This is a genomic window from Streptomyces sp. NPDC002870 (assembly GCF_042888505.1).
Taxonomy (GTDB): domain Bacteria; phylum Actinomycetota; class Actinomycetes; order Streptomycetales; family Streptomycetaceae; genus Streptomyces.
The window spans coordinates 172,778-186,147 of sequence record NZ_JBIAPW010000008.1 but is presented as its reverse complement, the minus strand read 5'-3'; the positions used below and the strand labels follow the sequence as shown (position 1 = coordinate 186,147).

The following is a 13,370-nucleotide window of genomic DNA, read 5'->3' as shown; positions in this document are numbered from 1 at the left end:
TCATGAGCAACGCACTCGCCATAGCGACCGTCACCCAGGCGCTGGCCCTGCTCATCGAGAGCAATCTGGGGCCCGAGACGGACATCGCGGTCAAGGTGGATACCCGCAAGCCGCCGGCCGAACCGCCGGCCGAGCCGACCATCAACGTCTTCCTGTACCAGGTCACTCCGAACGCCTCGATGCGCCACACAGACCTGCCGACGCGCGCCTCGGACGGCACGCTGCTCAAACGCCCTGCCGCGGCGCTGGATCTGCACTATCTGATCAGCGCGTACGGGGAGGAGTCGGAGCTGGTCGGCCAGCGGCTCATCGGCTGCGTGGTGCGGGCCCTGCACGAAATCCCCGTCCTGCCGAAGGAATTGATCGAGCTGGCGGCCGAGCGTCCGTATCTGACGGGGAGCGATCTGGCCCAGTCGCCGCAGCGGGTGCGGTTCACGCCGACGGTGATGGACATCGACGAAACGTCGAAGCTGTGGGGGATGCTGCACCAGACCCCGTACACCCTGTCGGTGGCCTACCAGGCGTCGCTGGTCCTGATCGAGGGCCGCGAGCGGCCGGTCCCGGCGAAGCCGGTGGAGCGAAGGACGGTGCGGGTGCTGCCGTTCGGGGCGCCGGGTGCGCCGGTGCCGCCGGGATCGCCGGGGGCTGAGGTGGTCGAGACGTCCGCCCCGGAGACCGAGGAGGCGGCGGCGGACGCCGCGCCGAAGGCTCCCGCGCCCGCGGCCGCGAAGAAGCGCGCCGCCGCTGCGAAGGGCGCTGCGGCCAAGACGGCTGCGGCGAAGTCCACTGCCAAATCGGCGGCCAAGCGGGCCGCGCCCGCTCCTGCCCGCAAGGACGCGGGCACGGGCACAGACGCGGGCACAGGCGCGGACGGCAAGGAGAACTGAGGCACAGTGCGCGACACGGGGGCGGGTGAGGGCATGGGCACGTTCGACGGGGCAGGTCCGGGAGCGGCGTCGGACGGTCAGGCGCTGGCTGCGGCCGTACGGTCGGTCCTTGCGCGCATCGACGCCCACGCGGATCGTGCGCAGCACGGCGGCAGGTCCGCCGAGCCGACGACCCCAGCCGGCGCTGACGCCGCCGGACCGGTACGACGAGAAGGCAACAGGACCGCCGGCGCGGGCGAAGCCGCAGGGCAGGACGGGGCAGACCGGCCGCGCGTAGATGAGGGTGCGTCAGGACCCTTACGGCGGGCCGCCGTCCCGGCCGTCACCGCGAACGCGGCGGAAACGGCCCGCCGAAGCGGTGTCTCGGCTGCGGACGACAGCCCCGTGAGTACACGCGCCGGCCGACCGAGCCCCCTGGCGAGCGCGGACGCACTCATACCGCGGAACAGCCCCGCACCCGCCGCCCCCCCGGTCGCCACCCTCGACGCACTCGTCGCCTGCTTCGGACTGAGCCCCTTCGAGCGTGACGTGATCCTGCTCGCCGCAGCCGCGGAGCTCGACCCCACCACCGGGGGCCGGTGCGCAGCCGCCTGCGGGGATCCGGAGCGTGCGTACCCGACCTTCTCGCTCGCCCTCGCAGCGCTCGGCGGACCGCACTGGAGCGCCCTCACGCCCGTCGCCCCGCTGCGCCGCTGGCGGCTCGTCGAGCTGGACGACGAGACCCGGCTGACCGCCTCCCGGCTGCGGCTCGACGAGCGCATCCTGCATTTCCTGGTCGGTTCGCCCTATCTGGACTCCCGGCTGCACGGGCTGCTGCGCCGTACGCCCGTACCCCAGTCGCTGCCCGCCTCGTACGACCTCGCGGCGAGCCAGGTCGCGGCTAGCTGGTCGGGAGCGGGCCCGCACGCCCCGCTGCGCGTCGAACTGGTCGGCGGCGATCTGCGGACCCGAGCCGACATCGCCGCCGCGGCCGCCCGTCGGCGCGGACTCGGCCTGTACGCGATGGCCGCCGACGACATGCCCACCGACCCCGCAGAGCGCGACCGGCTCGCGCGTCTGTGGCAGCGGGAGGCGATCCTGCTGCCCGCTGCCCTGCTCGTGGAGGTCGGTGAGCTCGACCGCGAACAGGCCGCGGCCACCGACGCGTTCATCGAGAGCGCGGCTGTCCCGCTCGTAGTCTCCAGCCCCGATCCGCGGCAGACGGCCCGCCCGCGCGGCGAGCGGGTGACCGTGCCCGCGCTGGACACCGAGGAGCAGCTGGGGGTGTGGGCCGACGCGTTCGAGGCCGTACCGGAGGTGTCGCAGGAAGACTTGAAGGATCTCGTCGAGCAGTTCTCGCTGCCGCCGCATCTGATCCGGTCCGCCGGCGCGACCGTCGTACGGGATCTGCCCGATGAGGACGAGCTGGACGCCACCGGTCTCGCCTGGCGGGCCGGGCTCACAGAGGCCCGGATGGGCATGGACGAGCTGGGCCGGCGCATCGAGCCGCAGGCGGCGTGGGGCGATCTGGTGCTGGCGGAACGGCAGTTGCGGATTCTGCGCGAGATCGTCGCGCATGTGCGTCAGCGCTCCACCGTCTACCAGGAGTGGGGCTTCGCCGCGACGCTGCGCCGCGGCCTCGGCGTCACCGCGCTCTTCGCGGGCGGCTCCGGCACCGGAAAGACCCTCGCCGCCGAGGTGATGGCGAAGGAACTGGGTCTCGATCTCTTCGTCATCGATCTGTCGCAAGTGGTCAGCAAATACATCGGCGAGACCGAGAAGAACCTCCGCAAGGTCTTCGACGCGGCCGAACGCGGCGGCGCGCTGCTGCTGTTCGACGAGGCGGACGCCCTCTTCGGCAAGCGCAGCGAGGTCAAGGACAGCCATGACCGGTACGCCAACCTCGAGGTCAGCTATCTGCTGATGCGGATGGAGGCGTACCGGGGCCTCGCGATCCTCACGACCAATATGAAGCAGGCGCTGGACACCGCGTTCATGCGCCGTATCCGCTTCGTCGTCGACTTCCCCTTCCCCGGCGAGAGCGAGCGCGCCGAGATCTGGCGGCGGGTGCTGCCCGCGCGGGCTCCGATGAAGGGCGTCGATCCCGAGCTGCTGGCCCGGCTGACGGTGGCGGGCGGCTCCATCCGCAACATCGCGCTGTCGGGCGCTTTCCTCGCGGCGGAGGAGGGCGACCGGCTCCAGATGCGTCACATGCTGGAGGCGGCGCGTACCGAATACCTCAAGCTGGACCGCTCCTTGACGCCCTCGGAGGTCCACGGATGGGTCTGAAAAACGATCTGAACGAGGCTCCCCGGGAATTTCGTGTGGACATCGGCGAGCTGGTGCTCGACGGTTTCGAGCGGCTCGACCCCGACCGGGTCTCGGCCGCCTTCGAGGCCGAGCTGGCCCGGCTGGTGCGGGAGCGGGGCGTGCCGCTGGCCGCGGACGGCGGCCGAGCCCTGGACGCGCTGTCCGGGCTGCCGCCGCTGCCCGCCACCACCTCTCCGGGGCGGCTCGGCGAGGCGCTGGCACGTGCGGTGCACGCAGGTCTTTCGGGTCGGGGTGAGTCACGATGAGTACGTCCCATGCCTCGGCCCAGGACGCCCAGGCGGCCCAGGCGGAACGGCGTCGCAAGCGCAAGGAGCGGGCCAAGTCCCGTACACCGGAGCCGAAGAACATCGTCAGTGGCGCCGGGCAGCCGCTGGATCTGAGCGTCCGGCGCGAACTGGAGGCGCAGCTCGGCCACGACTTCAGCCGCGTGCGCCTGCACACCGACCGGGACGCGGGCACGCTCACGGAGCTGCTGGGCGCGGACGCGGTGGCGGTCGGCCAGGACATCTTCTTCCGCGAGGGAACCTACCGGCCGGGCACGGCCGACGGGCAGCGGCTGCTCGCCCATGAGCTGCTGCACACGGTGCAGAACCCGGACGGGCTCGGCGCGTTGCGCGTCGGCCGCGACCTCGGCGCGGTGAGCCTGCCGCAGCAGGCGATGGAGCGGGAAGCGGAGTCGGCGGCGCGGGCCCTCGTGCGGGACGAGGAGCAGGCTGCTCCGGATGTGGAGCCGGACCAGGCCACGCCCGGCTGGCTGCGTTACGCCACGGTCGACGCCGACCGCAACCGTATGGAACAGCTGGACCCTGCGACGCTGGTGGACCGGCTGGCGAACGGGGTGCTGCGCTCGCTGCGCGGCGACCCGGCGGACCTGTCGGGCCGCGTACGTCTCCAACTCGCCCGGATGTCACCGCAGTTGCAGGACTCGGTGCTCGACCGGCTGGAAGTGCGGCTGCTGTCGAACGAGTACGACCGACTGCTGGACCTCGCCGTGGAGTCCGAGGCCGAGCCGGTGGACCTCCAGCCGGCCGAAGTTCCCGAGCCCGAGACGGACCTCTTCGAACTGCTGGGTGTCGAGCGCACCCAGTGGAAGCGCAAGGAGGAGGGCGGGCGCGAGGCCAGGGGACGGAGGGACGAGGACGCCCGCGAGGAGCAGAAGGACGCCAAGGCGCGTGACGAGAAGCGCGGCGGCGACCGGAGCAGGGCGCAGTCGGACGCCGCGGCCGAGGGGGCGGAAGCCGCCCGGCGCACGGAGCAGGAGGACGAGCGCGCCCGGTCCCGGCAGCAGGCAGCGCAGGAGCAGCAGCAGGAAGAGGAGAAGCAGGGCCAGGACCGTCAGCGGGTCGACGAGGCCGCCGATCAGCGGGCGCAGGGGCAGCAGGAGGGCGCCGAGCAGGCGAAGGAGGAGCGCAAGGAGCAGCGGGACCGGGAGGAGCAGGACCCCGAGCAGGCCAACGCCCCCGGTGCCGACAAGCGCAAGCGCAAGGACGACGCGAACAAGCCCGCGGACGGGTCGAAGCAGGAGAACGTCGACCCGAAGGCCAAGGGGCAGCCCGGGCCTGTGCGAGCCGAGAAGGTGGACGAGCGGGCGGAGCAGCGGGACAGCGCGCTGTCCGAGCACGGCCTGCACGAGAAGGACGAGGACGAGGGCGACCCGCGCGAGGAGGAGAAGCCGCTCGGGCTCGAGGCGGGCGCGGACAGGGAGATCGGCGGCGAGGAGGGCGACCGGGCCAAGGGCGGTGGCGCGGGCGAGGCCGAGCTGAAGCCCGAGGACTATCTGCCGGAGACCGACCTCGATGTCTCGTCCGTTCCGACGGCGGACAACCCCACGGCCACGGTGCCCACCTTCCCCGCTCCCCCGCCGACGAAGGCCGAACAGGTCCAGGAGCAGCGGGAGAACGACGCCGAGGAAGAAGAGGACGAGGACGCCCCGGAGGCGGAGGCCAAGCCGCCCGGCGCGGAGATGGGCCCGGTCGAGGGTGAGGCGCCGCAGCCCGAGGGCGGCCCGGCGGCCGAGGCAGGGGACCGCAGCGAGAAGGACCTCCAGCCGGAGAAGCCGGTGGACCAGGAGGTCGGCCCCGACCCGGAGACGGACGGCAGGCAGGATCCGGAGCCCGAGGCGGAGAAGCAGGATCCGGAACAGCAGAATCCGGAACAGCAGCAGGACGCGGACGAGAAGGACTCGGAGTCCGGCGACGGCGCGGAGCAGCCGGACGCCAAGAGCGCCGAGGACCAGCAGGAGGAACGCAAGGAGCAGGCGGAACAGGACGCCAAGCCCCGGCCGGGGGCCGCCGGTTCCTCGGCGGGTGCGCCGGGCGTGGGCGTCGCCACCAGTACGGCGGCGTCCGCGACCCCGCCGGCGGGCGCACACACGGAACGGACCTCGGTAGAAGACCGCAGGCCCTCCCCCGCCGCGCGCCGGGTCGCGGACTCCGCGAAGGGCGACCACGAGGCATCGGCGCCCAAGAGCTCGGTGCCCAAGGAGAGCGGTCCGGGAGCGGCGCCGAGCGGTGTGGTCGGCGGCAGCAGTACGGCGGGGCCGAGTGCCGCGGCCGGACCCGGCGGCGCACCGTCGGTCGCGCAGGCCGCCGTGAGCCCCGCGGCCGAACAGGCGGAAAGCCCTGGGAAGTTCGGCGCTCCCGCGCCGGAGGGGGCGAAGGCCCAGCCGGAGGCCTCACTGGAGAAGGACGGGGGCGGTTGCGCCCCGCCGGAGCCCGCGGCGGAGAAGGACGAGGGCGGCGGCAGCTGCGGTGGCGGAGGCGGGGCTGCTCCCGAGGAGAAGCAGCAGGAGCCGCCGGACGTCTCGGGCCAGGACCCGAAGGCCGCCATCGGTACGGTCAGCAAGCTGGCGCCCGACCAGGCGGCGGCCGCGATGCCCGGTGTGGACCGCGCGGCGGACAGGAAGGTCGGCGAGGAGCAGCAGCGCCTGGCCGCCAACCCCCCTACGCGGGAGCGTCCTTCGGGCGCGCCTCAGACCCAGTCGGCTCCGCCACAGGCAGCTCCCCCCGCAGCCCAGGTGACCGGCAAAGTCGAGAAACTGGGCCCCGAGGAGCAGGGCGAGAAGCAGAAGGCCAAGGGCAGCGAGAAGGCGGAGGGCGCGAAGCCCACCGACAACACTCCCCCGCCGCCTGCTCCGGTGGCCGCCGAGCTGACCGCCGAAGAGGCGAAGAACGTCGAAGCCGCGGCCGACGCGGTCCCGACCGTCGACCCGGAACTGCAGAACAAGACGGTCGGCCCTGCCCCCAAGATCAGGCTGGAGGGCGAGAGCGACCCGAAGCGCACGGACGACCAGGCCAAGGCGCTCAAGGAGAAGCAGTCCGAGATCCAGAGCACGGGTCGTGACGACTCCGCCAAGCCGATGGGCGAGGACCGGATCTTCCCCAACGCGCCCCAGGAGCAGTTGGTCGGCAAGGCCACGGGCGGTGGAAAGCGGGGCGGTGGGGGCGATGTGCAGGCCGACTCCGCGCCCAAGCCAGGGGTCGGCGCGGTCGCCAAGCAGGAACGCGGCTCGGAGATCCAGGGGGCCGCCGGCCAGGCCCAGGGCGATCTGGTCGTCAAGGAGAAGGAACAGAAGCAGGGCGAGCAGCAGGCCAAGCAGGAGAAGCAGACCGAGATCGACCGCGAGGTCACTCAGAACACCGAGAAGCAGACCGCCGAGCGGGGCCGGGTCGCGGATGAAGCTCAGCGGGAGCGCGAGAACTGGCGCGCCGAGCAGGACACGAAGATCGAGGAAGCGAACACCAAGTCCGAGAAGGAACACACCAGCAAGAACAAGGAGATCGTCAAAGCCCGCGACGACAAGGACAAGGAAGTAGGTGAGCGAAAGGACAACGACAACAAGAAGATCGACACGGAGCGCGAGAACACGGAGAAGGAGGCCGAGAAGAAGAAGGAAGAGGAGAAGCCCTCGGGCGGCTTCTTCGGCTGGATCGCCGACAAGGTGAAGGGATTCTTCACCGCGCTCCTGGAAGCGGTCACGAAGGTCTTCGATGCCGCGCGCAAGGCGGTCAACGGCATCATCGACACGTTCAAGGAGTGGGCCAACAAGGCCATCGACTTCGTACGCGACCTCGCCATCAAGGCGATCAACGTGCTGGCGGACGCGCTGATCGCCATCGGGGACGTGCTGCTCGCGGCGTTCCCGGAACTGCGTGACAAGTTCCGCAAGGCGATCGAGGGCTTGCGCGACAAGGCGATTGCGAAGGTCAACGAGCTGGCGGACGGCCTGAAGAAGGCCGTGAACGCCCTGCTCGACGCCCTTGCCGCCGGCCTGAACAAACTCCTCGACGCGCTCGAGGCCGGTCTCAAGGCCGTCATCAAGATCTACCAGGCCGTCATCCTGGGTGCGATCAAGTTCGCCCAGGCGGCGATCGAGGCACTCGGCAAGTTCGCGGCACTGGTCGCGGACATCGCGCCGGACCCGGGCGGCTGGCTGAGCAAGGCGGGCAGTTCGGCGAAGTCCGGTATTCAGGACCACCTTTGGGGCGCGATCAAGACGGGCGTCAAGCGGTGGTTCGACACCAAGGTCGAGGGCATCCTCGGGCTCGGCAAGGCCGTGATCAACGTCCTGGTGAAGGGCTGCGTCTCGATCAAGCAGATCGGGAAGATGGCGTGGGACGCGATCATCGCGTCGCTGCCGATGATGATCGCGTCGATCGTGATCGAGAAGGTCGTCTCGATGCTGGTGCCGGCGGCGGGCGCGATCCTGACGATCGTGCAGGGCCTGATGGCGGCGTGGCAGAGCCTGAGCTCGATCCTGAACGCCTTCAGCAAGTTCTGGGCGTACTTGAAGGCGGTGAAGGCGGGCCCGGCGGCCTGCCTGTTCGCGGAGGCGGTCGCGGCGGGGATCGTGGCGCTGCTGGACTTCATCGCCAACTTCTTGATGATCCGTCTGGCGGGCGCGACGAAGGGCGTGGGCAAGCGCCTCAAGGCGATGGCCGAGAAGATCATGAAGGGCCTGAAAAAGACGGGCAAGGGAGCGAAGCAGGCGGCGGGCGACGCGGTGAACCGTGCGAGGGGCGCGGTGCGTAGTGCCCAGGAGGCGCTGAGGAAGCCGACGGGCCCGGCGAAGCCGAAGGGCCCGCGGGTCCCGAAGAACCGCTCGACGTCGACGGACCGGGGGCCGGGGGCGAACCGGGGGCCGAAGGACGCGACTTCGGACAGGCCGACGAGCAGGACGCCGGACAAGGAGCGAGACCGGAGCCGGGACGAGTCCCAGGACAAGCTGCACAAGGACGAGGAGTCGGCGAAGAACCAACAGGAAGGCGGCCGCGACTCCACACCAAACAAGCACCGAATACCAGACCAGAAGCCTGACCTGGCCAAGGACAAGAAGCCCGACGCGCCAAAGAAGAAGAAGGAAACCGAGGCCCCGAAGCGGACGAAGCCGCGCAAGTCGAAGTCTCCGCTGGGCAAGGCGCTTCAGAAGATCAAGGGCAAGGTCAAGTCAGCACTGAAGAAGGTACGCAACGCGGGCAAGGCTCTGGGCAAGAAGCTCCGCAAGAGCAGGATCGGCCAGGCGCTCAAGAACAGCGCAATGAAGGTGCGCGACTTCTTCAAGAAGAAGCGCGACCGCATGCGCGACGAGAAGAAAAGGCGTACGAACCACAAGAAGCAAAGCCGCGACCAGCGCAGGAAGAAGGAGAACTCTCCGGAAGCGAAGCAGGCGCGACTGGCGAGAGCTGTTGCCAGGATCCGTCCCATTGAGGAGCGCAAACTGCGGCCGGGCATGCATCGCATGACGCATCTCGGACTCCTTGCTGGACTGCGCCGCTGGTTCCGACTCACCGACCTGTCAAGGCTGAATCCGCCACACTTCCAAGTGATGGCCAAACTCAACCCGACACTGCCGGTCATTCCAGGCGAGTTCGACCAGGGGGACGGCGTCGACTACCTCGACACGGAACAGCCGGACAAGAAGCTCCCGCCGGTCAAGGCTCCGAACTTCAGGGACAACAGACTGATCTCCAGCTTCACAGCGGAGTACCTCAACAAGGAGTTCGGCCGGAAAGGCCAGGAGGCTAGGCAGCGCACTCCCGATGCCATTGGATTCCGGTACATCAACGACCACATCGACAACACGGGCAACGACAACGAGCGATGGAGTCGTACGCACCTTCTGCCGCGCGAACTGGGCGGAACCATCGAGAACGAGAACCTCGTGCCCGCCAGGCAGTACAAGAACATGGCACTCCGGCCGGTCGAGGCCCCTGCGGCCGCGGAGATCAGCAGCGGCAAGGACATCGCCTGGTACTCGATAAACATCCAGTACTGGAGCGAGAAGGCCGGAGACAGCCGCTACCCCGGTGACACGCGTCCGCCCGGATTCCCGAGCTCGATCGACGCGAGTTGGGGCCGCTACAAACGCAAGCCCGGGAAGCGCGGCGACAGCCGCAGCGACTGGAACAAAATCGACACACCGGTGAACACCGTTTCGATCGGCCCTCTGGAGGAGCCACCCATCCCCGCCGAGGTGTCAGAGATCGACATCAACAGCGAGACCGACCTCTACCGCATGCGGCTTGTCCTGCAGGTGGACGAGCCCTACGTCAACGCCATCGTCGCGCTGCGCGATGAGGCGGACTTCACCGACATCAGCAGCGTGATCAACAGGCTAAAGGCATCACGCCGAGGAAGGCCTGGCCGGCCATTCGCCAATCTCGAAAGACTCCGCGCGCGGCTGGAGCAGTTGAAACGAGAGGGCCGACTGGAGTTCTAGCCTTGCGGTGGAAGCGACGGCCCGACATCTGGAAAGAGAACGCACGTGAAGCCATTGACACCGAACGAGGAACGACACCGGGAGTCCCTCGGCGAGCTACGCCGCAGCGAAGCATTCGATGTGCTGTTCGACGAGCAACAGAAGCTGTGGTTCGCACTTGACGAGTTTCTTCCACTGTCCGACACAAAGGCAGAGTGGACGGACCTGACGCTGGGTCCGGAGCTGCTGAGCTGCGCTCTGCGCTTCAAGCGCATCGCCAGCCAATGGCGACTAGTCGGGTCCCGTCACGAGCTCGCGGGAGAATTCAGCCTCCCGCACTTCTACAAAGCCCTTATCGGTGCCTCCCCACGCCCCACATCCGACGCCTCGGATAGCGACCGCCAGCTGTTCTCGGAGCTACGCATCATCGATTCCACGCCGCGCGACGCAACCGGTCAGGCGGCCTTTGTGCGCATTCAGCCTGACAAAGACCCCTTGGAGATCTGGTATCAGGACAGGGATCTGTACGATGCCATTGCCAACCCGCAGGCGTGCGTGAGGACCAGTCTCAACTACTGCGATTACCTGGACGCACTGCGGCTGACCAAAGGAACCTTCGGCTGGCAACTCCTGTTCGCCGACGTAACTCTCCGGAACACACTTCAGCACCGCGCGGAAAAGCTCACCGAAATGCTCGAGGCCTTTCCCACCGCGTTTCCCGCCCATGACTACACAGCGCTCACTCAGCGTTTGGAGGCCCGGCTGTGACCCGCTACGCAGACATACCCAAGCCCATCCGCTCCGGCATCGTCGTCGTCGACCCCGAACGCGGAACCCCCCAACGCATCATCGTCCTCCAGTTCAACCCCGACACCCTCGAACGCTCCCTCGCCCCCCAGGCCGCCGGCGGAGGCGGTGACAGCGGCGGTGGGGGGAGCGGAGGGGACCGGAACGAGGCCCTGCGCCTCAAGGGGCCCGCCGAGGAGAGCTGGAAGTTCACCGCCGAGATCGACGCCACCGATCAGTTCGAGGTCGCCGCGCCCGACGGGATCCATCCCCAGCTCGCCACGCTCGAGATGCTGGTGCATCCCACCAGCGCTCAGCTCCGCGAGGCCTCCCGGCTGACCAAGAAAGGCACCATCGAGATCAGCCCGATCGAGATGCCGCTGACCCTTTTCACATGGGGGAGCAAGCGGGTCATGCCCGTACGGCTCACCGAACTGTCGATCAACGAGTCGGCGTTCGACGTCAACCTCAATCCCATACGGGCAAGCCTCGGCATCGGCATGAAGGTCCTCAGCGTGAGCGATCTGCCGGCCGGGCATCGGGGGGCCGACTTGTATCTCGCACATCTGGCGCAGAAGGAGCGGCTGGCCAGGGCCGCAAGAGGCGGGCGGCTGGCGGAACTCGGGCTGGGACGGGGGCTGTAGGACGTGATTGATCCTTATGAGAGTGCACTGGACGCGATACCCGGGGCCCACCCCTACCCTCGCACCAGCCGGTACCACGACGCCGAGATCGGCGTGCACCGCCTGAGCGACGGCACCGAAGTGCGTTACACGAAGCGGCGGTTGCTGCCACCGCTCAGCGAGGCCGCCGACGAGACCGCGCCGCACACCGTGAACAGCGGTGAGCGGCTCGACCACCTCGGGCAGCGCTATTTCGGCGACCCGGGGCAGTGGTGGCAGATCGCGGACGCCAACCCCGTCCTCGATCCCGGCGAACTGACCGCAGAACCGGGGCGGGAGATCGATATTCCTCTGCCGGGTGGATTCCATGGCTGATGAGCCCATCGGGAACGGGCCCGTGCATCTCACCCTGCGCATGGGGCCCAAGCTCACCCGCCCCGTGCCGGCCGAGGTGACCGAGGCGCTGCTGTCCGCGCAGATCACCATGACCGCCGGCGAACGGAGCGGGTTCCAGCTCGCTTTCGACCTGACCAAGAGGGGGCTGCTCACACAGCGGCTGCTGCCCGAGGGGTTCTTCGACCCGAAGACCCGGGTCATCGTCATCACTTCGATCAAGGGCACCCCCACGGTCGTCCTGGACGGGCTGATCGTTCGGCAGGAGGTGGGGGCGAGCAATGTCCCGGGGCAGACCACCCTCACCGTCACCGGCGAAGACCTGACCCTGCTCATGGACCTGGAGGAGCGCACCGACCGGTATCCGAATCTGGCTCCTTCGAAGCGCGTCGAGCGGATTCTCCAGAAGTACGCCGATTACGGGATCGACCCCCGGATCTTCCGCGAGCAGGTGCACCAGCCGCCCCACGAGCAGCTGCGCGTCGACTACCAGACCGGCACCGATCTGCAGTACGTGAACGAGCTGGCCAGAGCGAACGGCTACACCTTCTACCTCGACCCGGGGCCCCGCCCCGGCCGGTCCACAGCTTTCTGGGGACCCGAGCAGCGCCTCGGCGAGCGCCAGCACGCGCTCAACGTCAACATGGACGTCAACTCCACAGTCGACCAGCTGACCTTCGCGTACGACGGGACAGCGCGCGAGGAGCCGCAGGCGCGCTGGCAGGACCCCCGGACGCGGAACGCGCAGCTCCTCCCCCAGCCCGACATCAGCCCGCTGCGCCCGCCGCTGGGCCGCCGCGCTTCGCCCGCCCTCAAGCGGAAGACGCTCTCCGGGACCGCGAAGAAGGCCCTGGAACAGGCCCAGGCCGAGATGCTGGGCCGCGCCGCGACGTCCGCCGACGCGATCTCCGGTTCCGGGCAGCTCGACGTCAACCGGCACGGATACGTGCTGCGGCCGCGCGAGCTGGTCGGAGTGCGCGGAGCCGGGGTGACATACGACGGCGACTACTACGTCAAGTCCGTCACCCACAATCTCCGCCCCGGCTCGTACCGGCAGAACTTCACGCTCTCCCGCGAGGGCCTCATCGCCCGTAGCAACACAGTGCGTCCGTAAAGACGTGAGGACCAGGAGAACTTCGCATGGCTGCAGGACCGAACAACCGGTTTCTCGGCAAGTTCCGGGGGCGGGTGATCGACAACAAGGACCCGCTCAGGCTCGGCCGGATCACGGCCCAGGTCCCGGACGTGCTGGGCGACGAGGCGTCCACCTGGGCGCTGCCCTGCCTGCCGTTCACCGGGCGGCAGGCGGGCCAGTACGTCGTCCCGCAGATCGGCGCGGGCGTGTGGATGGAGTTCGAGCAGGGGGATCCCAGCTTCCCCATCTGGACCGGGAGTTGGTACGGGGACGCCTCCGAGCTGCCGCCACACGCGGCCGCGGAGCTGCCCGGCTCGCAGCCGGTGGTGATCCAGACGCCGGGCGATCACAAGCTGGTGATGTCGGACGTTCCCGGCGGCACGGGGATTCTGCTCGAGGCCAAGGGCGGGGCGTACATCCAGATCGACGAGAAGGGCGTGACCATCGGCAACGGCAAGGGCGCGTCCATCGTGCTGATCGGCGACGAGGTCAACATCAACGAGGGCCGGCTGATCGTGCCGAGGAAGCGATGAGCACAA

General features: G+C 69.2%; 9 protein-coding genes. All 9 read left to right on the top strand.

The genetic code is table 11. The features are described 5' to 3' along the window. The first annotated feature begins 2 nt into the window (after positions 1 to 2). Genes ACFYWY_RS13080 through ACFYWY_RS13040 form a run of 9 tightly spaced genes read left to right on the top strand, consistent with a single transcriptional unit; the run spans position 3 to position 13,364 of the window. Complete coding sequence (locus ACFYWY_RS13080; RefSeq protein ID WP_389184242.1) at positions 3 to 887, top strand: DUF4255 domain-containing protein; 885 nt, start codon at positions 3 to 5, stop codon at positions 885 to 887. A gap of 33 nt (positions 888 to 920) precedes the next feature. Then, positions 921 to 3,155: an AAA family ATPase gene (locus ACFYWY_RS13075; RefSeq protein ID WP_389184450.1), complete on the top strand. Its 2,235-nt coding sequence runs from the start codon at positions 921 to 923 to the stop codon at positions 3,153 to 3,155. Then, positions 3,146 to 3,442, top strand: coding sequence for a hypothetical protein (locus ACFYWY_RS13070; protein WP_389184239.1), 297 nt, complete (start codon positions 3,146 to 3,148; stop codon positions 3,440 to 3,442). The genes ACFYWY_RS13075 and ACFYWY_RS13070 overlap by 10 nt, the downstream gene beginning before the upstream one ends. Further along, positions 3,439 to 9,915, top strand: coding sequence for a DUF4157 domain-containing protein (locus ACFYWY_RS13065; RefSeq protein WP_389184236.1), 6,477 nt, complete (start codon positions 3,439 to 3,441; stop codon positions 9,913 to 9,915). Before ACFYWY_RS13070 ends, ACFYWY_RS13065 begins: the two co-directional genes overlap by 4 nt. Before the next feature lie 45 nt (positions 9,916 to 9,960). Then, the gene (locus ACFYWY_RS13060) at positions 9,961 to 10,662 is read left to right on the top strand and encodes a hypothetical protein (protein WP_389184233.1); all 702 of its coding nucleotides are present in this window, start codon (positions 9,961 to 9,963) and stop codon (positions 10,660 to 10,662) included. After that, positions 10,659 to 11,324: a hypothetical protein gene (locus ACFYWY_RS13055; RefSeq protein ID WP_307665184.1), complete on the top strand. Its 666-nt coding sequence runs from the start codon at positions 10,659 to 10,661 to the stop codon at positions 11,322 to 11,324. The genes ACFYWY_RS13060 and ACFYWY_RS13055 overlap by 4 nt, the downstream gene beginning before the upstream one ends. A gap of 3 nt (positions 11,325 to 11,327) precedes the next feature. Beyond that, positions 11,328 to 11,678, top strand: a complete 351-nt coding sequence (locus ACFYWY_RS13050; protein ID WP_389184229.1) for a LysM peptidoglycan-binding domain-containing protein — start codon at positions 11,328 to 11,330, stop codon at positions 11,676 to 11,678. Continuing rightward, positions 11,671 to 12,810, top strand: a complete 1,140-nt coding sequence (locus ACFYWY_RS13045; protein ID WP_389184226.1) for a hypothetical protein — start codon at positions 11,671 to 11,673, stop codon at positions 12,808 to 12,810. The genes ACFYWY_RS13050 and ACFYWY_RS13045 overlap by 8 nt, the downstream gene beginning before the upstream one ends. 26 nt (positions 12,811 to 12,836) lie before the next feature. After that, positions 12,837 to 13,364 carry a phage baseplate assembly protein V gene (locus ACFYWY_RS13040; protein ID WP_389184223.1) on the top strand — a complete coding sequence of 176 codons (528 nt, stop codon included), beginning with the start codon at positions 12,837 to 12,839 and terminating at the stop codon, positions 13,362 to 13,364. Positions 13,365 to 13,370 lie beyond the last annotated feature (6 nt).

Bases quoted from the DNA above. Each gene is read 5' to 3' on its own strand.
- ACFYWY_RS13080 (WP_389184242.1), top strand. From the start codon at position 3: ATGAGCAACGCACTCGCCATAGCGACCGTCACCCAGGCGCTGGCCCTG.
- ACFYWY_RS13075 (WP_389184450.1), top strand. From the start codon at position 921: ATGGGCACGTTCGACGGGGCAGGTCCGGGAGCGGCGTCGGACGGTCAG.
- ACFYWY_RS13070 (WP_389184239.1), top strand. From the start codon at position 3,146: ATGGGTCTGAAAAACGATCTGAACGAGGCTCCCCGGGAATTTCGTGTG.
- ACFYWY_RS13065 (WP_389184236.1), top strand. From the start codon at position 3,439: ATGAGTACGTCCCATGCCTCGGCCCAGGACGCCCAGGCGGCCCAGGCG.
- ACFYWY_RS13045 (WP_389184226.1), top strand. From the start codon at position 11,671: ATGGCTGATGAGCCCATCGGGAACGGGCCCGTGCATCTCACCCTGCGC.
- ACFYWY_RS13040 (WP_389184223.1), top strand. From the start codon at position 12,837: ATGGCTGCAGGACCGAACAACCGGTTTCTCGGCAAGTTCCGGGGGCGG.